25 protein-coding genes are annotated in these 23,438 nt (G+C 32.7%); 19 read left to right on the forward strand and 6 right to left on the reverse strand.

The features are described from left to right. The first annotated feature begins 112 nt into the window (after positions 1-112). The 10 genes from DFQ09_RS07365 (at position 113) to DFQ09_RS07410 (ending at position 8,886) form a co-directional block, all read left to right on the forward strand. Entirely contained in the window at positions 113-1,267 is a 1,155-nt protein-coding gene (locus DFQ09_RS07365; RefSeq protein ID WP_245940323.1) for a DUF3095 family protein, read from the forward strand. A gap of 329 nt (positions 1,268-1,596) precedes the next feature. Further along, complete coding sequence (locus tag DFQ09_RS07370; RefSeq protein ID WP_115809023.1) at positions 1,597-2,268, forward strand: phosphoglycolate phosphatase; 672 nt, start codon at positions 1,597-1,599, stop codon at positions 2,266-2,268. Positions 2,269-2,410: 142 nt separating this feature from the next. Continuing rightward, the gene (locus tag DFQ09_RS07375) at positions 2,411-2,839 is read left to right on the forward strand and encodes a PH domain-containing protein (RefSeq protein WP_115809024.1); all 429 of its coding nucleotides are present in this window, start codon (positions 2,411-2,413) and stop codon (positions 2,837-2,839) included. Positions 2,840-3,180: 341 nt separating this feature from the next. Continuing rightward, the gene (locus DFQ09_RS07380; protein WP_115809025.1) at positions 3,181-4,869 is read left to right on the forward strand and encodes an AAA family ATPase; all 1,689 of its coding nucleotides are present in this window, start codon (positions 3,181-3,183) and stop codon (positions 4,867-4,869) included. Positions 4,870-5,058: 189 nt separating this feature from the next. Further along, on the forward strand, positions 5,059-5,301 hold the full coding sequence (locus DFQ09_RS07385; RefSeq protein WP_115809026.1) for a type II toxin-antitoxin system ParD family antitoxin: 243 nt from the start codon (positions 5,059-5,061) through the stop codon (positions 5,299-5,301). Continuing rightward, positions 5,298-5,600 carry a type II toxin-antitoxin system RelE/ParE family toxin gene (locus DFQ09_RS07390; RefSeq protein ID WP_115809027.1) on the forward strand — a complete coding sequence of 101 codons (303 nt, stop codon included), beginning with the start codon at positions 5,298-5,300 and terminating at the stop codon, positions 5,598-5,600. Before DFQ09_RS07385 ends, DFQ09_RS07390 begins: the two co-directional genes overlap by 4 nt. Before the next feature lie 161 nt (positions 5,601-5,761). Continuing rightward, the gene (locus tag DFQ09_RS07395) at positions 5,762-6,490 is read left to right on the forward strand and encodes a tRNA-uridine aminocarboxypropyltransferase (protein ID WP_262511072.1); all 729 of its coding nucleotides are present in this window, start codon (positions 5,762-5,764) and stop codon (positions 6,488-6,490) included. Between the two features lie 153 nt (positions 6,491-6,643). Next, a complete protein-coding gene (locus DFQ09_RS07400) occupies positions 6,644-6,868 on the forward strand; it encodes a hypothetical protein (protein ID WP_020894997.1) in 225 nt (74 codons plus the stop codon). A gap of 14 nt (positions 6,869-6,882) precedes the next feature. Further along, entirely contained in the window at positions 6,883-7,371 is a 489-nt protein-coding gene (locus DFQ09_RS07405; protein ID WP_115809029.1) for an AAA family ATPase, read from the forward strand. 27 nt (positions 7,372-7,398) lie between these two features. Further along, the gene (locus tag DFQ09_RS07410; protein WP_115809030.1) at positions 7,399-8,886 is read left to right on the forward strand and encodes a pyridoxal phosphate-dependent decarboxylase family protein; all 1,488 of its coding nucleotides are present in this window, start codon (positions 7,399-7,401) and stop codon (positions 8,884-8,886) included. Positions 8,887-8,941: 55 nt separating this feature from the next. Here DFQ09_RS07410 and DFQ09_RS07415 read toward each other — a convergent pair whose 3' ends face one another. The 4 genes from DFQ09_RS07415 to DFQ09_RS07430 form a co-directional block, all read right to left on the reverse strand. Next, positions 8,942-9,847 (reverse strand): TIGR01777 family oxidoreductase, encoded by a 906-nt coding sequence (locus DFQ09_RS07415; protein WP_115809031.1) that lies wholly within the window; start codon positions 9,845-9,847, stop codon positions 8,942-8,944. 240 nt (positions 9,848-10,087) lie between these two features. After that, on the reverse strand, positions 10,088-10,792 hold the full coding sequence (gene mnmD, locus DFQ09_RS07420) for a tRNA (5-methylaminomethyl-2-thiouridine)(34)-methyltransferase MnmD (protein ID WP_115809032.1): 705 nt from the start codon (positions 10,790-10,792) through the stop codon (positions 10,088-10,090). 176 nt (positions 10,793-10,968) lie between these two features. Then, the gene (locus DFQ09_RS07425) at positions 10,969-11,427 is read right to left on the reverse strand and encodes a hypothetical protein (RefSeq protein WP_115809033.1); all 459 of its coding nucleotides are present in this window, start codon (positions 11,425-11,427) and stop codon (positions 10,969-10,971) included. Further along, the gene (locus tag DFQ09_RS07430) at positions 11,405-11,908 is read right to left on the reverse strand and encodes a DUF4920 domain-containing protein (protein ID WP_115809034.1); all 504 of its coding nucleotides are present in this window, start codon (positions 11,906-11,908) and stop codon (positions 11,405-11,407) included. The genes DFQ09_RS07425 and DFQ09_RS07430 overlap by 23 nt, the downstream gene beginning before the upstream one ends. A 117-nt stretch (positions 11,909-12,025) precedes the next feature. Between DFQ09_RS07430 and DFQ09_RS07435 the strand changes: the two genes are divergently transcribed. Continuing rightward, a complete protein-coding gene (locus DFQ09_RS07435) occupies positions 12,026-13,099 on the forward strand; it encodes a branched-chain amino acid aminotransferase (protein ID WP_115809035.1) in 1,074 nt (357 codons plus the stop codon). Between the two features lie 45 nt (positions 13,100-13,144). Here DFQ09_RS07435 and DFQ09_RS07440 read toward each other — a convergent pair whose 3' ends face one another. After that, a complete protein-coding gene (locus DFQ09_RS07440; protein ID WP_115809036.1) occupies positions 13,145-13,531 on the reverse strand; it encodes a pyrophosphohydrolase domain-containing protein in 387 nt (128 codons plus the stop codon). Between the two features lie 41 nt (positions 13,532-13,572). On the opposite strand from DFQ09_RS07440, the gene DFQ09_RS07445 reads away from it, so the two are divergent. The 4 genes from DFQ09_RS07445 (at position 13,573) to DFQ09_RS07460 (ending at position 17,913) form a co-directional block, all read left to right on the forward strand. Continuing rightward, positions 13,573-13,758, forward strand: a complete 186-nt coding sequence (locus tag DFQ09_RS07445) for a hypothetical protein (RefSeq protein ID WP_115809037.1) — start codon at positions 13,573-13,575, stop codon at positions 13,756-13,758. Positions 13,759-13,946: 188 nt separating this feature from the next. Beyond that, positions 13,947-15,815 carry a tetratricopeptide repeat-containing sensor histidine kinase gene (locus DFQ09_RS07450; protein ID WP_115809038.1) on the forward strand — a complete coding sequence of 623 codons (1,869 nt, stop codon included), beginning with the start codon at positions 13,947-13,949 and terminating at the stop codon, positions 15,813-15,815. Continuing rightward, complete coding sequence (locus tag DFQ09_RS07455) at positions 15,812-16,432, forward strand: response regulator transcription factor (RefSeq protein WP_115809039.1); 621 nt, start codon at positions 15,812-15,814, stop codon at positions 16,430-16,432. Before DFQ09_RS07450 ends, DFQ09_RS07455 begins: the two co-directional genes overlap by 4 nt. A gap of 158 nt (positions 16,433-16,590) precedes the next feature. Next, a complete protein-coding gene (locus DFQ09_RS07460) occupies positions 16,591-17,913 on the forward strand; it encodes a DUF5723 family protein (protein WP_115809040.1) in 1,323 nt (440 codons plus the stop codon). Between the two features lie 363 nt (positions 17,914-18,276). Here the strand turns inward: DFQ09_RS07460 and DFQ09_RS07465 are convergent, their stop codons facing one another. Further along, positions 18,277-18,930: a YceI family protein gene (locus tag DFQ09_RS07465; protein ID WP_115809041.1), complete on the reverse strand. Its 654-nt coding sequence runs from the start codon at positions 18,928-18,930 to the stop codon at positions 18,277-18,279. 147 nt (positions 18,931-19,077) lie between these two features. On the opposite strand from DFQ09_RS07465, the gene DFQ09_RS07470 reads away from it, so the two are divergent. From DFQ09_RS07470 to DFQ09_RS07485, 4 genes are all read left to right on the forward strand, one after another. After that, complete coding sequence (locus DFQ09_RS07470) at positions 19,078-19,635, forward strand: nucleotide exchange factor GrpE (protein ID WP_115809042.1); 558 nt, start codon at positions 19,078-19,080, stop codon at positions 19,633-19,635. A gap of 52 nt (positions 19,636-19,687) precedes the next feature. Next, complete coding sequence (gene dnaJ, locus DFQ09_RS07475; RefSeq protein WP_115809043.1) at positions 19,688-20,815, forward strand: molecular chaperone DnaJ; 1,128 nt, start codon at positions 19,688-19,690, stop codon at positions 20,813-20,815. 380 nt (positions 20,816-21,195) lie between these two features. Beyond that, positions 21,196-22,125 (forward strand): ABC transporter ATP-binding protein, encoded by a 930-nt coding sequence (locus DFQ09_RS07480; protein ID WP_115809044.1) that lies wholly within the window; start codon positions 21,196-21,198, stop codon positions 22,123-22,125. Next, positions 22,125-23,438 carry an ABC transporter permease gene (locus tag DFQ09_RS07485; protein ID WP_115809045.1) on the forward strand — a complete coding sequence of 438 codons (1,314 nt, stop codon included), beginning with the start codon at positions 22,125-22,127 and terminating at the stop codon, positions 23,436-23,438. Before DFQ09_RS07480 ends, DFQ09_RS07485 begins: the two co-directional genes overlap by 1 nt.

Genomic DNA, 23,438 nt, shown 5'->3' on the forward strand with positions numbered 1-23,438 from the left:
TAATAGGAGGTAGTCGTCTTTAAACGCGGTTAATATTGTGTGTTTAAAAGCGACTCTAAACAAAAGAATAAAAGCATTTTAAAGAAAAAGAGAGCCATCTGTATTGGAAATAATGGAAAATATAAAATTTTATAACCAACTAAAAAAATCAACGGATACACTAACCGAGTTATTGGAAAATGAATCTAATTTTTCTAATGTACCAGATACGTGGCACGTTGTCATCGTTGATATTTTAAATTCCACACTAGCAGTTGATGAAGGAAAACACCATCAAGTGAATCTAACAGCTACAGGAGCCATAATTTCGGTTTTAAATTTTATCAGAAAAGAAAAGCAAAACATAGAAATACCTTATTTTTTTGGAGGTGATGGTGCTACATTTATGATTCCCACGGTATTCTTAGAGCCAATCATACAAATCTTAGATAATTATAGTCTTCATATTAAGAATCACACCAATTTAATACTTAGAGTCGGTCATATTTCAGTTAATTATTTAAAGGGTCAGGACTATGGATTAAAAATAGCGAAACACCAATTAACCAATCAATTATCGATTCCTATTGTATTAGGTAGTGGTTTAAAAATGGCTGAAGACCTAGTAAAAACTAATTTTGAAGAGAGTAGAACTAATTTCGAAAAAGCCCTTTTAAATTTAGAAGGCATGGAGTGTCGCTGGAAAGAAATTAATCCTATTCAAACTCAAAAAAAAGTAGTTTGTTTATTATTGGATGCTATAAATGAAGACGATCAAAGACGTATTTATAGAGATGTTATTACACAGATGGATATGTTTTTTGGTGCTTTTGATAATCGACAACCTATAAAATCGAATAATTTAAAACTAAATTTTAGTATTCGTAATATATGGGAGGAAATGAAGATTAGCCTCGATGAGCAAAAATTAAGTTACCTAGTTAAAAAATGGATGTCAACATTGATAGGTAAATTCTATTTAAACTTTTCAAATGATGGAAAACACTATTTAAAACAAATCGGACAATTATCGCATACATTTATGCTCGATGGCATGATTAATACGGTTTTTACTGCAGAACAGTCTAAAATTGATCTTTTTATAGCGTATTTAAATCAACTCGAAAAAGATAAAAAAATCATTTATGGTATTCATATTACGCACGCCTCTGTAATGTCTTGTTATGTGTTAGATCGAAAGACCAAACATTCTCACTTTGTAGATGGTACCGAAGGAGGTTATACATCTGCCGCTAAGATGTTTAAGCAAAAGTTGAAACAGGTGTAGCATCTCCATTTGAAGTTTTAAACACCTATTAAATCTAAAAAATCGTCAGTTCGATTGCATTGGATTCTAATGTACGAGAGGAAATCAAATTATAGTTTCACCTAAAAGTTTATTTGGTTCGATTGTCCCCTTGAGGATTAGTGAGAAACAAAATATTTTTTGTTTTGAAACTACCGAGCGAAGCTTATGAGGGGTGTTTTTAAAGTGAAGCAAAATAGATTATAAATAAGCAGTGATGATATAAAACCACCCACAATCGTGAATAATTTTGCAGAACTAACAAGTCTGTTTTATGAAAACTTCCGCATCTTTGCTTCAAATTAAACACTGTGAATTTTAAAGACAAAGACCTTATTATATTCGATTTTGATGGCACGCTAATTAATAGTATTCCAGATCTAACCTTGGCCGTAAATAAAATGCTGAAGCATTATAGTTTACATCCCTTAACCATAGACCGAGTCACGCCTTATATAGGCAATGGCGCAAAACCTTTGGTGCGTAGAGCGCTTGAATATAGGATGCAAGATAAAGCGCTGCCAGAAACCTTGCTAAAAGAAGCATTTGATATCTATTTGGCGGCTTATAAAGAGGCCATTTGTATAGATACGTTTGTGTATCCTGGTGTTTTAGAAACCTTAAAAAGTTTAGATAAAAAAGGCTACAAAATGGCAATATGCACCAACAAACCGTTTGGATTTATAGAACCGATTTTAGACACCTTAGAGATTACAACATATTTTAAATGTTGGGTAGGTGAAGATTCCTTAGCTGAGAAAAAGCCAAGTGCAGCACCATTGTTACACTTAGCAAAAGAATTGAATACAACTATAGAAAAAAGCATTATGGTTGGTGACTCTAAAAATGATATTCTAGCCGCTCAAAATGCAAACATGGACAGTATTGGTGTGAGTTATGGTTATAACTATAATGAGAATATTGCCGATTATAAGCCAACTGTAGTGGTTGATGAATTTGCTGAACTTACAAAGTTGTTTTAAAGAGGTAAAACTTAGAAAGCATAAATTTTGAAAAAGCACTTACAGTTTTGTAGGTGCTTTTTTTATGTAGAAATACTTAGACTCTACTATAGATTTTTAGATTGGATTTCTTAATTTTAAGAGTTGTTAAAACTGATGATTTATGACTAAAAAATATGCCTCTAAAGTGTCTTATGGATTGTTGAGTGTTGTATTCATAGTTTTTTTTAGTCCTGTAATTCTTAACCTAATTGAAAACGGGTTAACTATGGATATGCTTTGGATAAGTTTGATGGTAATGCTAATTTTTGCACTTATCGTTCATATGTTCTTAAAAACAGAATACACTATTGACGAAAAGAAACTGAATATTAAATGTGGATTTTTTAAGTATAAGCCGATTGCCATTAAAGACATTAAGGAAATATCAAAATCCAGCAGTGTTATGTCTTCACCAGCAGCATCGTTTGACCGAATTGAAATTAAATATGGAAAATTTGAAGAGATGATGATTTCACCAAAGAATAAGGTTGAATTCGCGCACTATTTGACAAAATTAAACCCTGATATAAAAAATAACCTCAAGGACTAATAATAACCAGATAGAATAAAGGCTGCAAGAATTTACACTTAAGCAAAGGAAAATAGAATTTTAAACTCAAAAAAATATTGAGAAACCCTTTAGTTTTTAATAGAGACGATACGGATGAAAATGTTAGACTATTAAAACCTAGAACATGAAAATTTTGCCTAAGTTTATTATGTAGTTATTTGAATAACATATAATTATAAAAAAAAAGTAAGTCTATATAAAGATTTCTTAAATTTAGAAATTAGTAAATAAACATCAACGGTTTACTTATCCCGAAAATAAATAGTGATAACAGGGATATTTGTTTTGATGTAACGAGTTAGCAAAAATTAAAAATACATATGAGAATCAGAAAAATCGAGTTACAAAATCATTTCATTCTTAAAAATTTAAATATCGATTTCACTGATGAAGAAAATAATTCTGTTGATACTCTAATCTTTGCTGGTGAAAATGGAACAGGTAAAACCGCAATTTTAGATTTGCTATTTGAATTTTCATTATTTCAGCTAAATAATACTAAAAGAGATGAAGTTCGAGTTTTTGAGATAGAATTAAATCAAAATGAACTTACTTTAATCAGAGAAAACAATAATCATAAAAATTCATTTGTTGATGGATTTGAAAATGGAATATTTCGCATTAAATATGATTTCAATATAACCGGAAACTGGAATCATTTAACCGTTTCTTACAATAATGCTAATAAACAACCTAAAACAATAATTGGAACCTTTTTAGTGGAACCAGATATTAAATCTAATCTGAAAGTTATATATTCTGACGTAGAAATAAACTACACTTCAAAGGCAATTAAATCAGTAACAGCAAAGGATTTAGACCAAACTCAAAATTCCAGCTACAAATCTAATAGTAATCTCGCGACCGATATAACTCAACTTCTAATTGATATTCAATCTTTGGATTCACAAGAATTTGCACAATGGGCAAAACAGAACATCGGTTCTACAATTGATGAATCAAAAATTGATATTAGAATTAAAAGGTTCACAAAAGCTTTTGAAGCAATATTCCCTTCTAAGAAATTTCTAGGTGTAGAAAATAGAAATAACTTAAAAGAAGTTCTGTTTAAAGAAGATGACAAAATAATGTCAATAAATCAATTAAGTTCTGGTGAAAAACAAATTGTATTCAGAGGTGGTTTTTTACTTAAAGATAAAGTAGCAAATATAGGATCAATTGTTCTAATAGATGAACCAGAAATCAGTCTTCACCCAAAATGGCAAATTGAAATTCTTGACTTTTATAAAACATTAATAAATTCAGATACAGATAATAATTCTCAAATCTTTATCTCAACTCATTCACCATTTATAATACATAACCCTAATAGAAGAAACGATAAAGTAATTATATTAACTAAATTAGAAAATGGAGAAATAACAACATTGGAGAAACCCGAATTTTATTCCTGGACAAATAATAAACTTGTAAAAGAAGCATTTGGAATTGATTATAATTTAGACGCAAAACAAGATAGAGTTTTTGTTGAGGGAGAAACTGACGAAAAATATTTTAACAAAGCAATAGAGATATTTGAGTTAGCGGATAAATTAGATTTTGTCGTTACTTGGATTGGCAGAATAAATGAAAAGGGTAATGCAGAATTCACTGGAGATACTGCATTAAATCAAGCTAAATCATTTTTTAGTTCAAATTTGGATTTGATTCAGTCAAAAATTTTGTTATACTATGACAGTGACACAAACAAGCCTGAGGAAACTATTGGAGATTTATTAATTAAAAAAATGCCTAAAAACGATGAAAATACACTATTCAACATTGGTATAGAAAATCTACTCGTATTACCTGAAGGATTTAATTTAGCAGATTTCTGTTCAGAGAGAACCAAAACTGATGAGTATGGAGTTGAGAGCATAATTCGTAAGCTTGATAAAACAAAACTATGTGATTGGATTTGTGATGAAAATTCAATTGAAAATCAAAAGAATATTTTTCTAAAACTATTTGGATTATTAAATAACCTTAAGGAAGTATTGGAGAAATAACTTTTGCTAACGCCGTATATAATTTATTGCTAGTTCTAGCCTACTTGCAAAAATCCTATCAGATTTTCTATTCGGTTTTTATTTGCTAAATTAGGTGCTTAAACACGCAACAAACCATATACAACGACGTTCTCCGCAATTTGGCTACGTTACCAAGATTTGGTATATTTGAGTAAAATTATAGTCAAAATGGGAAAAAACACATCAATATCACTCGGAAATCATTTTGAGGATTTTATCAGAGAAGAAGTAAATTCTGGTAGATATGGTTCGGTTAGCGAAGTAGTTCGTTCTGCATTACGTTTGTTAGAACGTGAAGAAAAAAAAGAAAGAGAACTGATTAAAGCTCTAGAAGTTGGAGAAAATAGCGGATTTGTTGAAAATTTTGACCCAAAACAGCATCTAAAAGAATTGCATCATAAACACTTATGAGCAAAAATAAATATCGCATAAGCCAACAAGCGATTGAGGATTTAGATAAAATTTGGATTTATACGCTTAAGAAATGGTCTAAAGAACAAGCAGATAGATATTACGATTTAATAATAGCAGAAATTGAATTTATTGCGGACAATTACCTGACAGGAAAATCCGCAGAACAAACTCGAAAAAACTATCGAGTTACGAAAATCAAATCCCATCTCCTTTTTTACAGAAAAGTGGATAATGGGATTGTGGAAATCGTTAGAGTTTTACATCAGAGAATGGATATTAAAAAACGACTGAAATAAAAAAGGCACACATCAATTTGTATAATTCATGGCTAGTTAGTGCCTACTTACAAAAGTCCTCGTAGACGTTTTATTCAGTTTTTATTTACTAAATTATGTGCTTTACCACACAACCAATCTAACACAACTTGTAACCACCCAGAAAAACAGAAATATCCCCTTTGCAAGCAAACATAAATAAACCAAGACTAACCTGTTACAAATGCATGAGTCCTAAAAGCACCTGTATTTGTAAACACATTCATCCGTTACATACTAAGACGCGTTTTATTATTTTGATGCACCCAAAAGAGTACAAGAAAGAAAAAAATGGAACGGGACATATGACGAAGCTTCAACTTGAAAATTCAGAAATTATAGTCGGTGTCGATTTTACCAATAATAAGCGTGTAAATGATATACTAGCAAATGAAAACAACAGCTCTTTTTTATTGTATCCAGGAAAAGAGAACTTCAACTTATCGCTAAGTAAAAGTTCAGAAGTAAATGCATTTATGGGACATCATCCACACCTCTTCATTCTCGATGGCACATGGCCTTGTGCTCGTAAAATGCTAAAACTAAGTAAGAACTTGCAAAGCCTAAAAAGAGTGAGTTTTGATAATGACATCAAATCAAAATTTATAATCAAGCAGCAACCAGAATCGCTTTGTCTCAGTACAATTGAGTCCGTCTTTACAGTTTTAAACTTACTTAAGGAAGGAGACGTTGAACACTGTGACACAAAGGATTTCCTGATGCCTTTTGAAAAAATGATTGCACATCAACTCGACTATTTGCGAAACCCAAATAATAAAAATTATAGTTCTACAGCGGACAATGAGATTGCTGCTAAGAACCTATATAAGAAAACCACAGAAAGAAATACTATTTTTGAAGTAGAGCATTAATTGTAGTACGCCTCAATGTTAGTTATTAAAGGTTTTCTGTTCAGAAAACCCATTGTAGACGTTGTATTCCGTCTTTATTCACTAAATTAGTTGCTTTACCATTCCTAAACACACATGTCAGGCTATTCTGATTCAAATTATTAATCCATTACAATGAAATTAAACCTATTATCATGCGACGCTCAACGGCCAGACAAAAGAGCCATCGCCAACTGTATTACTGAGATTTCTACTAATGGGAATGCATCACTATCTAATGAGCTTACAGAGATTCTTCTAGACGGAGATCCTGTAGATATTGAGGTTGCAGATAAAAATTCTGGCTCTGCTTTAAGAGCCTTACGAAAGCTGGATATCGATTACGAAATAGTTGAATAAAAGTTGAAAACAAAATGATTCACCTCATAGTAGGAAATACAGGTTCAGGAAAAACGACTTATGCCAACGAACTCAAAAGAAACATCAAAGGAGTTGTGTTTTCAATCGATACATGGAATAATGTGTTGTTTCTTCCAGATAAAAAAGAAACGGATGGTTTAGAGTGGTTTTTAGAACGCATTGAACGTTCCGAACGGATGATGTTAGATCTAATTCATCAGTTAGAAAATTTAAACACGGATTCTATCCTAGATTTAGGATTGTCTAAATTCGGGCATCGCGAAAAGTTTAGGAAATTTGCTGAAATGAATAATTACAAAGTAAAGCTGCATTTTCTAGATGTTTCTAAAGCCGAGAGGTTAGACCGAGTGATGAAACGCAATACAGAAAAAGGCGCCACGTTTGAATTTGAAGTGACAAAAGACAACTTCGAATTTATGGAAACATGGTTTGAAAGACCATCTGAAAAAGAACTTAGTGATGGTTTTGTGATTTCTGAATAGAATAAGAAGCAATTAAATAATCAGATTATGGATAAGCGAGAAAACGCAATTGAAATTAGTAAAACAGAATTTCGAAAAATGGGTTATCAGCTCATTGATACCATTTCTGAGTTTCTCGATGATATTTCAAATCAACCCGTCACAACAACCAAAACACCCTTAGAATTACAAGAGCTATTAGGGAATTCACCGTTACCAAAACAAGGAGTACCAGCTGATCAACTATTGGCATCAACGTCTAAGCTATTATTTAATAATTCACTATTAAACGGTCATCCTAAATTTTTCGGATTTATAACATCGTCTGCAGCGCCAATTGGTGCCTTAGCCGATTTGTTAGCCGCTTCGGTAAACCCAAATGTTGGTGGGCAAATCTTAAGTCCGATAGCCACCGAAATAGAAAAACAAACCATTAAATGGTTAGCCGAATTTATAGGAGTAGATCCAAGCTATGGTGGGGTTTTAGTCAGTGGAGGTAATATGGCAAATTTTACCGCGTTTTTAGCGGCAAGAACAGCGAAAGCACCAAAAAGCATCAAAGAAGATGGACTTTCAAATCATTCAAAACAGCTCATTTCTTATTGTTCAAAATCAACGCATACATGGATAGATAAAGCCGCGATTCTATTTGGGCATGGTAGCAATTCTATTCGTTGGATTCCGACGGATGCTTCAAACAAAATGAATATTGAAGCTTTAGAGCAAACCATTAAAGAGGACATAAAACAAGGCCATCAACCTTTCTTGGTTGTTGGAACTGCTGGTGATGTCAGTACTGGAGTTGTGGATAATCTTGAAGCTATTGCTGCGACTTGTAAAACTCACGACTTATGGTTTCATATTGATGGTGCTTATGGTATTCCTGCAGCTGTTATTCCTGAGCTAAAAGATGTGTTTAATGGAGTAGAGGAGGCCGATTCCATTGCGTTAGATCCTCATAAATGGTTATACAGTCCTTTAGAAGCTGGTTGTACGTTGGTTAAAAATCCAAAGCATTTAATTGATACCTATAGTTCGCATCCTGACTATTATAATTTTAGTTTAACAGAAGAAGGAGGGTCTCTAAATTTCTTTGAATATGGACTTCAAAATTCGCGTGGTTTTAGAGCTTTAAAAGTGTGGTTGGCCTTACAACAAATAGGTCGTGATGGTTATGTGAAATTAATAAGTGAAGATATTGCCTTGTCAAAATATTTTAGGGATTTGGCAGCACAGCATTCAGAACTAGAACCCGTAACTCAAAATTTGAGTATTGCTACCTTCAGATATATGCCACAAAATCTTGAAGTAAAGGATGAAAAAAGAGCAGAATATTTAAATACATTAAATGAAGACTTAGTAAATACACTGCAAGCAGGAGGCGAGTTGTTCTTATCTAATGCTATTATCGATGAGAAGTATTGTATGAGAACCTGCATTGTTAATTTCAGAACAACCAAAAAGGATATTGAGGAGTGTATTGAGATAATTATCAACGAAGGTCGAAAATTACATGCGTCACATAGTTTCGCTTAGATAAACATTACAAGTGACAAAGGCGCTAATTTAAAAACGAAGAATGAACGTTTACTTAGCCCAATAAATCGTCTAAAGCAGGTCTTAAATTTACATAAGTATAATTGAATCCTTCAGCTTCCACTTTTTGAGAACTGACACGTTGACTTTCAAACAAAAGAATATGCATGTCTCCTAAAACGAGTTTCATCGCAAATTTTGGAATGTTTGGTAAAATTAAAGGCCGATGTAAAACCTCCGCTGAAACTTTTGTCAATTCTTTATTAGTTACTGGGTTTGGAGCTACACCATTATAAATACCTTCAAATTTATTTTGAACGGCATAAACAAAAAGTGAAGCTAAATCTTCAACATGAATCCAGCTTTGCCATTGTTTACCACTTCCAAATGCTGCACCGGCACCATATTTTATTGGTTTTACAATTTCGGGCAAGGCACCACCATCTTTGGCTAAAACTAATCCGATTCTAATTTTTGAAACTTTACAGCCTAAAGATTTAAAACTATCAACAGCAGCTTCCCATTCATGAACAACTTTACCTAAAAATGTTTCTGAAATCTCAGAATTTGTTTCTTCGTAATAGTTTACTAAACTCGTTGGATAAATGCCAATAGCACTCGCAGAAACAACGTGTTCAATGTTATAATTATGTTTTTTTATGGTGTCTTGTAGAAGTTGCGCTGTTTTTGTGCGACTTTCAATAATGACTTTTTTATAGTCATCAGTCCAACGTTTAGAAATAGAAGCGCCAACCATATTTATAATGGCAGTCACACCGATAAAACACTTATGATCGATCTCGTTGTTATCTGGATTCCAATAAAACCCTTTATAATTGGGTTCTGTACTCAATTTGGATTTGGAAGTCGTTAAATAATGAATGTTAATTCCTGCAGAATGACATTGGTTTACAATTTTCTGTCCAATTAACCCAGTTGCTCCTGTAATTAAAACGGTCATTTTTCTTTTTATTTAAAGATACGAAAGGTTAAAGGGTATTGTTAGGAGTTTAATTTTGATTTAACGTTTGAGTTTGTGATATCAGCTTTTAGATAAATTATTTCCAATTTGGTATTTAATTCTTTAATGGATCATTTTATTTATCCGAGAATCTTAGTGTAACCTCTGTGTGTCTCTAAGTAATTTTTCACGTAAAGTAGCGAAGTCGCAAAGACTGTACAAAAACAATCTGTGAAATCTTTATAAATGACTATTTATACGTTTTATTGCTCTCAACATTTCACGTTTGCCTGGAGGTCCTGGTAGTCGTTCTACGATAAAACCAACAGCTTGCATAGCACGTCTTACGCTGCCTTTTGCAGAATAGGTAACCAATACGCCGTTTTCTTTCAGGGCATTAAACATAATTTTAAAAATATCTTCAGTCCATAAGTCGGGTTGCACTCGTGCGCCAAAAGCATCAAAATAGATGATGTTAAATTGGTCTTTGGCATCAATATCCTTGAAGAATTTTTCTTGTTTTTCTAATTCAAAATTTGAAGTTATTTGGCACGATTCTTCCCAAGGAGTTTCATGTAACTTTTCGAAAACAGTGTCATGTTCTTCAGAAATTAATTCAATATAATTAAGTTGTTTAATTTCGTCTAGTTGAACAGGATACGCTTCTACACCAATATAATTGATGTTCAATTTTAATTTTTCAGCTTCCACTAAAGTTAAAAAAGCGTTGAGACCTGTCCCAAAACCAATTTCTAAAATTGATAAAACACTTGATGGCGAGTTAGATTCAGTATCATAAGTGTCATTATAAAAATGTAAACCATGTTTCATAAACACATGATTTGCTTCTTGTATGGCACCATGAATAGAATGGTATTGCTCGTTCCATTCTTCTATTTGAATGGTTTTAGAACCATCGGATGTCGTAATTATATGTCTTTTCAAATGTTTTTGGCTATTCGGTTTTTGTCACATGATGCATCTGATTTTTTTTGAACCAAATATTTCAGTTTAAATAAAAATACATCTGTTTGTCATTTTGTTAGAATCAAGTCTTGGTTCTTGATTCTAAAAGCGACTTGTGCTGAGCGAAGTCGAAGTAAGCGATCTTATATCTTTTTTTACTGAATCAGTAGTTTTTTAATCTTGGGAATTGGTCCTGTGCATTCCGTTTTATGACAGCTCAAACAATTATTTATTGCTGCATTATATCTAATCTTTAATTCAGCATTAGAAAGTGTATCTACTACCGCTTCTTGCGATTTAATAAAAACGTTTACAAAACTTTCCCAATTCTGAGTCCTAGATTTACCATCTGTCATTTCCGCAGAATGCAGTTTTAATAAATCTAACGGTAAGTTAGTCGGCGTTTCACCAGCGACAATTTGTGCTTTTAATTGTTGATTGTAAGCGTACATAGCATTCATAAAACCAGCCATTTCAGAAGGTTGATACATGTCGTATACAACAGCCTTCTTTGTCGGTTCATTAGATGCTTTTTCTTCATTTTTACAGCTAACAAGCATTGAAAATGAAAGAATAACTATGCTTAAAAGTTTATTGTTTAAGTAAAACTCCATCAGCTTCAAAACCATATTCAAATTTAGGATCTGTAATCGCAGCAACTTCTTCTGCAGTCTTACCAGCATCTTCTGCGTAATGTCTTAATTCTTCAACAGACGTTTCAGAAACATAAGCTTTTCCGTTCATTACAACATCACCTTCAGCATTTAAAGGCATAAAAAAACCGTAATCTTTAAATTTTACCATCACTTGGTTGTCTTCACCCATATCTAAGGTCATCCAACACCCTTTTTTAGAACATACTTCAATGATTTTTCCTTTCACTTTAGAGGTAATAGTATCACCAGTTTTTAAGGTTTTATATTGCTCCATCATACGTTCAGAAGTTAAAGCATCTGTATCATTAATTTCTTCGCCGAAAGAAGCATAAGCAATTTCTTGTTTTGCTTCTTCAATCTTAACTTCTGTAGTTTTAGAATCGTCTTTGCAAGACAAAGCAAATAAGCTAATTGCAAAAAGTAAAATGATTTTTTTCATTATTAATAGGTTTTGATTTGAATTACTATATAATTACAAATTTAGTCAATTTAACGGAATATAACCTTTTATTAACCGTACTGATTATGTACTTTTGTTTTAAAATCACATATAATTATGGCCAATCATACCGATAAAATCAGCGTTGAAACATCTGAAACTTCTAAAATTAATACTGTAGATTTTAGTAACTTAGACTTTGGTCGTGTGTTTACAGATCACATGTTTGTGTGTGATTATGAAGATGGGAAATGGCAAGATCCAAAAATTATGCCTTACCAAGCCATGACTTTTGAGCCTTCTGCTCGTGTGTTTCATTATGGGCAAGCAGTGTTTGAGGGTATGAAAGCCTATAAAGATGACGATGGAAAGGTTTTTCTATTTAGGCCAAAGGCTAATTTTGATCGCATTAATAAATCTTCTGGTCGTTTGGCAATGCCTGCGTTTCCTGAAAATTATTTTTTTGAAGGTTTAGAGGCTTTATTGAAATTAGATAATGATTGGATAAAGCCAGGAGTCGGTAACTCATTATATTTAAGACCATTCGTAATTGCGACGGAACCAGCGATTTCTGCATCACCTGCAAATATGTATCGTTTTATGATTATTTGCTCACCTGCAAAATCGTATTACAACTCAGCAGTACGTGTTTTAATCGCCGATCATTTTAGTCGTTCTGCAAATGGTGGTGTTGGCGCTGCTAAAGCGGCAGGTAATTATGCTGCTCAGTTTTATCCAACAAGTTTAGCACAGAAAAAAGGATTTCAACAAGTCGTTTGGACAGATGCAGATACCCATACACTTCTCGAAGAAGCCGGAACAATGAATGTGTTTTTTAGAGTAAATGATACGTTGATTACAGCACCTACAAGCGATAGGATTTTAGATGGTGTTACACGAAAAAGTATCATTCAACTCGCTGAAGATTTAGGAATTACTTGTGACGTAAGAGCCGTAACCGTTGCGGAAATAAAAGCGGCTGCGAAAGATGGTAGTCTTAAAGAAATCTTTGGAGCCGGAACTGCTGCAGTTATTAGTCCAATTTCAGCATTTGAGCATCAAGATGAGTTATTTGAAATTTCTGGTGTTGACGCTGAAGATTCTTATGCTAAATTATTTAAACAGACCTTATTAAATATTCAACACAATTTATCTGATGATAAGCATGGTTGGAGACATGAAGTAAAATAAAAGTGTAATACTATATAAAAAAAGCAGCCAAATGGCTGCTTTTTTTTATGATTCTAAAATGTCTTTAATATGTGGTTTAAAGTAATTAGGGCCTTTTAAAACTTTGCCATCTTCACGATAAATAGGTTCGCCATCGGCTCCTAGTTTACTCATGTTACTACGTTGTATTTCTTCAAATACTTCTTCTATTTTGTGTTGCATACCGTGTTCTATAATAGTACCACACAAAATATAGAGCATATCACCTAAAGCATCCGCAACTTCAACTAAGTCATTGTCATTTGCCGCTTCAAGGTATTCTTCATTTTCTTCGCGCATTAACTTATAGCGTAGCATGTTTTTGTCAATTCCTAAGTCAGCTTTTGGTGTTTCGCGATGTCCTATTTTGAAAGCTGTATGAAACGCTTTTACCGCATTAATTTTGTCTTGCATAGTTGTGGTTTTAATCCTTATTTTTGCATAAAAATAAGAAGATGTTTAGTACTGGTCAATTGATTTTTGGAATATTATTTTTTATTGCATTTGTAATTGTGATTGCATTTCAGTACCGTAAAGATCTTCAACTTCATAAGAAGCATTACAAAGGTACCATCTGGGTGCTTATTGCTTTTATTGGTTTCATAGGTATGATTGCATCAATTAAGTATATTTTTATGTAATCGTCTGTTTTTTAGTCTTTTTGTCTAGAGATTAGTTTACAATTCAAATTTTATCGCTTATTTTCAGAAATATACCTTTTATTAGGTATGTTTTGGTGTGCTTTTACTTTGCATCTTTGACTTGTTAAATCTTTTTTACATAAAAATGTAATTTTGAAATTATATATTTCTAAAACCTTTGAGATTTTATGGAAGTAAAATACATGACTACAAATTTTACGATTATACTCTGTTTTATACTATTACCATTGCTATGTTTTAGTCAAAAACAACAAGATTCTTTATTTGTAATCTGGGAAAACACCAAACTAGCGGATACTACAAGAGCTAGTGCTTACAGAGAATTTATTTATAAAAATTATTTTGAAAGTAAAACAGACAGTGCTTATGCGATGGCATTACGTTTAATGGATTTTACAGAATCGCATCAGTTAAAAAAACATAAAGCAGATGCACTCATACTCTTAGGAGAAATAGAACATACTTTTGGTGATAATACGACGGCCTCAAAGCACTTTGGGTTGAGTTTAAAACTTTATGAGGAATTGAATGATAAGAGAGGGCAAGCAAAAGCTATTAATGGCTTAGGTGTTTCTTACAGAAAAGTCTTTAATCTCGATGAAGCCAAAGCGTATTACGAGAGATCATTAGCGCTTAGTAAAGAAATAAATGATACTATTTTAATTTCTCAATCTTTAGTTAATATCGGAAACATCTATAATTGGCGTTACAAATCGGATAAAGCATTAGACTATTATCAAGAAAGTTTAAAGCTGTCTAAAGCGATTAAAAACAAAAGAAATGAAGCTTTAGCTTTAATTAATATTAGTGATTCCTATATTCAGAAAAAAGATTATAAGCGAGCAAAAGAGACTATAGACAAAGCTATAGAAATTGGCGATTCTATGGGTAATATTAATACGTTAGCTCATGCCTATCGCACGCTGTGTTCTAGTTATTTTAAACAAAAGGATTATGACAAGATTATAATTACGGCGAATAAACTGCTAGATTATGGTCAAAAGTTATCGAGCAATGAAATGATTGATGGTGCTTACTTTTTTCTTTTTGAAGCTTATAAAGGAAAAAGAGAGTTTGATTTAACCATAAAATATCAAAATTTAAGACAAGATACTAAAACGACTATAGATGATATTAGTGCTGTAAGAATATTAGAGAAAATAAAAATTGATAACCACCGAACAAAAGACAGTCTTATTCATATAAACGAGACACTAAAAACAAGAATAACGCATCAAAATGAGAAAGCGAATCTGTTTTTGGCTTGGGGCGTGAGTTTAGCTGTGCTTTCAATTATCGCTTTTTTAGTGTATAGAAATATAAAGCAGAAACAATATAAAGCAGAACAAGAACGTCAAGATGAAATTGATGAAAAAGAAAAAATTCTTAAAGATTTAGAATTATCTACAATTGATGCCATGATTGAAGGTCAGGAAAAGGAACGTCACCGTTTGGCCGCTGACTTACACGATAGTGTTGGTGCTACTTTAGCCGCAGCTAAATTACAATTTGATTATTTTGTAAAACATCAAAATGATGTTGAAGATTCAGAAGAGCTAACAAAAAAAATTAGCACATTATTAGAAAATGCATATGTTGAAATTCGCGCAATGGCGCATCTAAAAAATTCTGGTGTCATTGCAAAAAATGGTTTGCTTCCGGCTGTAGAAAAACTAGCAAAAAATGCTTCAGGAATAAACGGATTGGAATTTGAAGTTCAGAGTTTTGGTTTAGAACAGCGCTTAGATAATTCATTAGAAATTTCAATTTTTAGAATTATTCAAGAATTAGTAACTAATATTATAAAGCACGCAAAAGCAACTCAAGGAGTGATTCATATTACTAATCATTCTGATAATCTCAATATTATGGTCGAAGATAATGGAGTAGGTTTTAACCCAAAACAACTCTCAAAAACAAAACCAGGAATGGGAATTACTAGTATCGACAAGCGTGTGGAGTCTTTAGATGGGAAATTCACCATTGAATCAGAGATAAGTAAAGGAACAACAGTAATAATCGATTTACCATTATGATAACAGTAGCTATAGCTGAAGACCATCAATCTTTTATAGATGGTATAAAATTACTTTTAGAATACGAAGAGGATATTACAATTGTAGGTACAGCAAATGATGGTGAAGCACTTTTAGATTTAGTACGTCTAAAGCAACCAAGTGTTGTAATTACAGATATAAGAATGCCAAAAATGGATGGTATTACAGCTGCAAAAAAGATAAAAAAAGAATTACCTCAGACAAAAATATTAGGCTTTACAATGTTCGATCAAAAGGATGCTGTTAAGCAAATGTTAGACGCTGGAGCTTCTGGTTATTTATTGAAAAACTCACCTTTAGAGGAAGTCTTAAAAGCCATACGAGCCGTGTATAATGGTAATACTTATTTTGATGCTAATATTGAAATAGAGGCGAAAAACGATACTAATAAAAGCGCTAAAAGCATATTGACCAAACGACAAGTTGAAATCTTAAATTTAGTAGCACAAGGTAAAACGTCTCGTGAAATTGCAGACGAACTTTTTATAGGTATACATACGGTTGAAACGCATCGTAAAAACATGATTCGGATTCTAGGACTTCAAGGTAAAGGTGAATTAATGCGCTATGCCTTAGAAAAGAAGTATAAATTTTAAGGTTCTGAAATGTATTGATTTGAATGTAAAAGCAAAAATATACCCAGTTTTGGGGATGTAATGATAAGTATAAAATTTGAACCTTTGAAAAAGGTAATATATCTAGAAAAAAAATCAATTAAAATTTTAACTTCGCTATTAACCAATCTTAATTTATTATGAAATCTATTAAACTATTCAACCTATTTCTTTTTCTTTTAATCCTTAATTTATCCTTTGGTCAAAGCTATGTTGGCCATTCTATCGATAATTATTCCGGTATACAGGGGGTTATTTATAATCCATCGAGTATTGTGGGTTCTGGCCTAAGAGCTGATGTTAACTTAGTATCAGGTAGTGTCTTTGGAGGTAGTGATTATTTTGGGATTAATGTCAACGATATTATGAACTCTGATGGTGGTTTTGATTTTGAAGACGACACTAAAAAATTCCCAAGTAACGCCAATAACTTTTTTTTAAATGCAGATATTGTACTTCCGTCGTTTATGTTCAACCTTACTAATAAGAGTAGTATTGGTATTGTAACTAGAGCAAGAGCAAACTTTAATATTAACAATATAAATGGTGAACTTTATGAAGCCATTGCAGATGACTTCGATTCAGATGATAGTTTTAGATTTGATTCTAAAGACTTAAATGGTACCGTACATGCTTGGGCAGAGATAGGAGTCGCTTATGGAAGAATACTTATGGAGAAACCCAACCATGTCTTAAAAGGAGGGGTTACGTTAAAGTATCTTCAGGGTGCAGGTAGTATGTTTATGAGTAGTCCTGGTTTAGCTGGGGATTATGATAATCCTTCAGAAACATTAACAACTAGCGGGCAATTAAACTATGGAACAAGTCAAGATTTTGATGACGATGATATCGATTTTAGTAATCTTACTTCTGGTTTTGGTTTAGATCTTGGTTTTACATACCAATGGTATACGGATCGTGAGAATGATAATTTGCCTACTTATAAGGATCCTTATAAATTAAAAATAGGTATTTCGGTAACAGATATTGGTGCTATTAATTATGATAACGCCACAGTTACCCGTTACGATTTAAATGCTACTGTAAATACGGATGATTTTGATGACGATACAGAAGATTTTTTAGATTCTAACTATGCAAATACAGAAACTAATGAGTCCGCAAAAATAAACTTGCCAACTGCGCTACATTTACTTGTAGATTATAGATTGACAAAAAAATGGTTTGTGAGTGCACAGGCAGATTTATCTATGGTGAAAAAAGGATCAGAATTGAGTACTTCAGCTCTTAATACCGTAACTGTGGCTCCTAGATTAGAAACTAAATGGTTTAGCTTTTATGCGCCACTTAGCTACAGGCAATATGATGATGTGTCTTTTGGCGGAGGTATTCGTTTAGGACCATTAACCGTAGGTTCTGGGTCTGTTTTTACCAATCTTTTATCTGATAGTTCTAAGACTACAGATGTTTATGTAGGATTAAAGATTCCGTTATATAGATAATATTTGAAGAAAATAAATTAAAAATACCCATTATTGGGTATTTTTTTAGTTTATAGTGTTTTGTAAGTTTACAATGCTATTAATCAGAACTTGCTATTGTGAAAATGCTCCTTGTTTTTTTGGCACTTTCTATAAAGCAATAATTATTTATTGATAACATGAGTTGGCACTACTAGTTTTAGGGAATTATGAAAGTCAACTTTTACTAAAAATCCTCTTTATGGGGATTTTTTTGTTTAAGATATTCAATTTTTAATTATAGAGGTGACATCGACGCGTGTGCTATTTTAAAGCTATGCCACTATCAAGCAAAAAAAAAGCAGCCATTACAATGGCTGCTCTTCGTAATAAAATAAGTTCCTTTTATGCTTTGTTTGCTGTTAAGGTAATTTTCAATTCAATATCATCGTTAATGAATTGATCACCTAGGTCATCAAAAAATGATTTTGAACCATATTTAATATTCCATTTAGAACGGTCTATTGTAAATGCTTCACTTGTTAATGTCACGGTGTCTTCATTTAAAGAAACTGCTACAGGAAAACTGATATTATTTGTCGTTTCCTTAATTGTTAAATTACCAGAAAGCATAGATTTTCCTTCTTTAGTTTCCATCCCAGTAACTTCAAATTTTGCAGTAGGGTGCGATTCAACATTAAAAAAATCGGCACTCATAAGGTGACCAGTTAATTTTGCATTATCTTCTTCTTCAACAGGAATGTCGTTAACCACAATACTGTTCATGTCAACAACGAATTTCCCGTATTTAACAGCGCCATCAATAACACTTAATTTACCAGCACTTAAGGCAATTATACCATTATGAGTACCGGTTGGTTTAAAACCTTTCCATTCAATTGTAGATTTATCTGTATCTACAGCATAATTAACAGAACTAGATTCAGCAACTGGTGCATCTTTAGCCTTTGTGGTATCGGCTTCTTTGGCTTTGTCTCCACAACTTGAAAATGTAATTAGTGCAATTAGCGTAAAAAACTTAAAAAAATTTGATTTCATATTTAGTATTTTTATTTGAGTTGATAAAACAAAGATATGAAATACTGCCTTTAAAGTATGATAAAAAAATGTTAATGACATTTTGACATTTTCGTAATAATGGCAGTACTTTTGCCAATCTAATTGAAAGTAAAAAAAGAACTCAAAATGAGTAAAAAAGATAAAAACAATAAAGTTGAAGATCCACAAGTAGAGGATCAAGCAACAAGTACAGCTGAAGGCGATGTTGAAACACAACAGGAAGCACTAAAATCTCCAGAAGAACAATTACAGGATCAATTGGTTGCTGAGAAAGATAAATTTATGCGTTTGTTTGCTGAGTTTGAAAACTATAAAAAGCGAACAACTAAAGAACGTATCGAATTATTTAAAACAGCAAGTCAAGATGTAGTAGTGGCAATGTTGCCAATTCTAGATGATTTTGAACGTGCTTTGTCGCATATTGAAGACGACAAAGAAGCTGAAGAATTAAGAAAGGGAGTCTTGTTAATTTATAACAAATTACAGAATACCTTAGAGCAAAAAGGTTTATCTAAAATAGATGTAAGACAAGGAGATGCCTTCAATGCAGATAACCACGAGGCTGTAACACAAATTCCGGCACCAACTGATGATCTTAAAGGAAAAATCATTGATGTCGTTGAGCGCGGTTATAAATTAGGAGAAAAAGTTATTCGTTTCCCAAAGGTGGTAATCGGACAATAATATTGAAATACGAATTTGCACGTTTCTGTGAAAATTAAGAATTAAGTAGTTGATGAAAGAAGATTATTACGACATATTAGGAATAAGTAAAGGAGCAACTGAAGCTGAAGTAAAAAAAGCTTATCGAAAAATGGCATTAAAATATCATCCAGATAAAAATCCTGATGATACGGAAGCCGAAGAGAAGTTTAAAAAAGCGGCAGAAGCATATGAGGTTTTAAGTAATGCTGACAAAAAAGCACGTTACGACCAATTTGGTCACCAAGCCTTTGATGGCAGCGGAGGCGGAGGCTTTGGCGGAGGTGGCATGAATATGGACGACATCTTCAGTCAATTTGGCGATATCTTTGGAGGCGGAGGCTTCGGAGGTGGAGGCGGATTTAGTGGCTTCGGTGGTGGCGGAAGACAACGTGTTGTTAAAGGTAGCAATTTGCGTATTCGTGTGACATTATCTCTAGAAGATGTAGCTAATGGAGTTGAAAAGAAGATTAAAGTAAAACGTAAAATACAGGCGCCAGGTACAACATATAAAACATGTGCTACTTGTAATGGTGCAGGTCAGGTTACTAGAGTTACCAATACTATTTTAGGTCGTATGCAAACGGCTGCGGCGTGTCCAACTTGTGGAGGGGCAGGTCAAACTATTGACAAAAAACCGGCAGATGCAGATGCACATGGGTTAAAAGTTTCTGATGAAACCGTTACTGTTAAAATTCCAGCAGGTGTTGTAGATGGTATGCAACTTAAAGTTACAGGAAAAGGTAATGATGCACCAGGTAATGGTGTTGCAGGTGATTTGTTAGTCGCAATACAAGAAGAAGAGCACGCAACCTTAAAACGCGAAGGTGATAACTTACATTATGATATGTATGTAAGTTTGCCAGATGCGGTTTTAGGAAACTCTAAAGAAATAGATACCGTTACAGGAAAAGTGAGAATAAAAATTGAACCTGGCGTGCAGTCTGGTAAAATTTTAAGATTACGAGGTAAAGGTATTCCTAGTATTAATGGTTATGGTAAAGGTGATTTGTTGGTTCATGTAAACGTATGGACACCAAAGACTTTAAGTAAAAAACAAAAAACATTTTTTGAAAGTATGAAGGATGACGAGCATTTTGAACCTAAACCAGAAAGCTCGGATAAATCTTTTTTTGAAAAGGTAAAAGATATGTTTTCATAAAGGGAGCCTATTTAATAAAAATTAGTATATTTGATTTATCGCTAATCTAATTAGCGGTAATTTTTCTTTTTCATAGCAATTTTTTCCCATCCTTGTCTAACCATAAGGGTGGGTTTTGTTTTTTATGACCTAATGAGTTGGTTTTGAGTCTTATTTAATGTTGCCTTGTACTTGAAAGCTTTCGCAAAAGCAATTATGACGTTCTCATATGTCTTTAAAATTCTTTAGATTTATTAAAATTTGTTGCAGTCTGAAGCTTACTTTTCAAACTAATTAAAGAAATATACTATAATTACCGAAATAGTAACATATTCTTATTTTAGAATCTATAACATTTAATATATTTACGTAATAACCATATCCTAAAAATTTAGTTTCATATGAATGACTTATTAGTTGCTAATTCCGTCTCAAAAAGTTTCGGAGATTTTAAAGCACTAAATCAAGTATCTATTGCTGTACCAAAAGGTAGCATCTTCGGTTTACTTGGCCCAAACGGCGCAGGTAAAACCACATTGATCCGTATAATTAACCAAATTACCATGCCAGATGAAGGTGCTGTGCTATTAGATGGTCAGCCGCTAAAGCCAGAGCACGTTAGAGATATTGGTTATTTGCCAGAAGAACGTGGGTTGTATAAATCTATGAAAGTAGGTGAACAATGTTTGTATCTAGCGCAGTTAAAAGGATTAACGAAAACTGAAGCAAAAGCAAGATTAAAATATTGGTTCGATAAATTAGAGATAGGAGATTGGTGGAATAAAAAGATCCAAGAATTAAGTAAAGGTCAAGCTCAAAAAATACAATTCATTGTAACTGTGCTTCACCAACCAAAATTATTGATTTTTGATGAACCTTTTTCTGGTTTCGATCCTATTAATGCTAATCTAATTAAAGATGAAATCTTACAGTTAAGAGACGAAGGAGCGACCGTAATTTTTTCAACTCACCGCATGGAATCTGTTGAGGAATTATGCGACCATATCGCCTTAATTCATAAGTCGAATAAAGTCTTAGACGGAAAATTAAACGATATAAAACGTCAATATAAAACAAACACTTTTGAGGTGGGATTAGAATCCTTAGATAGAGCAAAAGTGATTTCTGAAATTCAAGATAAATTTGAAGTGCTTCCAGCAACTTTCAGAAACTTAAATGATGATATTAAGTTGAATATTAAAATAAATGAACAAACATCTCCTAATGATTTACTGTCATTTTTAACCTCAAAAGCTCAGGTGCATCACTTTGTAGAAGTGATACCTTCTGCTAGCGATATTTTTATTCAAACTGTAAAAAACAACCAATAATGAATCATTTACCATTAATTATAAAACGTGAGTACTTTACAAAAGTGAAAAACAAATCATTTATTGTAATGACGTTTTTAAGTCCGTTAATAATGATTGCGCTTTTTGCAGTAGTGGCCTATTTATCGCAATTAAATAACGATAAGGAACGTACCATTTCTATTTTAGATGATACAGGTTACTTAGAAGAAGTATTTCAAAATACAGAGTTCACCACATACACTAACTTAAACGGATTAAGTCTAGACGATGCCATTGCTTTGGTTAAAGAAAAAGAAGATTATGGTTTATTATATATTGGTAAAGCCAGTTCTCTTGATGATGTTTCAGGTAATGTGAAATTTTATTCTGAAGAATCACCTTCTTTAAGTGTCATCTCTGGTTTAGAACGACAGATTGAAAAACGACTAAAAGAAAAGAAACTTGAATTAGATGGAGTTTCTTTAGCACAAATTGAAGCCTCTCAAACAGATATTGAAATTGGACAAGAAAGTTTTGATGGAGAAAAGAGTTCTAAAATAGATAATGTTGTAAAACTTGCATTTGGTGGGGCTGCCGGTTATTTACTATTTATGTTTATTGTTATTTATGGTAACATGATTATGCGTAGTGTTATAGAAGAAAAAACAAGCAGAATTATCGAAGTTATTATATCCTCTGTAAAGCCTATTCAATTAATGATGGGGAAAATTATAGGGACATCATTAGCCGGTATTACACAATTTGTAATTTGGGTTATTTTGGGCGGTGTCTTGTTGGTTGTTGTTTCTGCCATTTTTGGTATCGATTTAACACAAGTACAAACACCACAGCAAGAAATGATGAACCAAGCTATGCAAGCAGATGGTACGCAAGCGATGGCTGAAAACTTAATTACAGCAATAAGCAACTTACCGTTAACGAATCTTATTATAGCGTTTTTATTCTTTTTTATTGGCGGCTATTTGCTTTACAGTTCGCTTTACGCAGCTATTGGTGCGGCTGTAGATAATGAAACGGATACGCAACAATTTATGTTGCCAATTCTAATGCCATTAATTTTAGCGGTTTATGTCGGTGTATTTACGGTTATTGAAGATCCGCACGGTACGATTTCAACGGTATTTTCGTTTATTCCATTTACGTCTCCTGTGGTTATGTTAATGCGAATTCCGTTTGGTGTTCCATTATGGCAACAAGGTTTATCTCTGTTACTTCTTATAGGGACGTTTATCTTTGCAGTATGGTTTGCAGCTAAAATATATCGTGTTGGTATTTTAATGTATGGTAAAAAACCAACGTATAAGGAACTTTTTAAATGGTTGAAGTATTAG

The organism is Winogradskyella pacifica (assembly GCF_003386275.1).
In the GTDB taxonomy this organism is placed as follows: Bacteria; Bacteroidota; Bacteroidia; order Flavobacteriales; family Flavobacteriaceae; genus Winogradskyella; species Winogradskyella pacifica.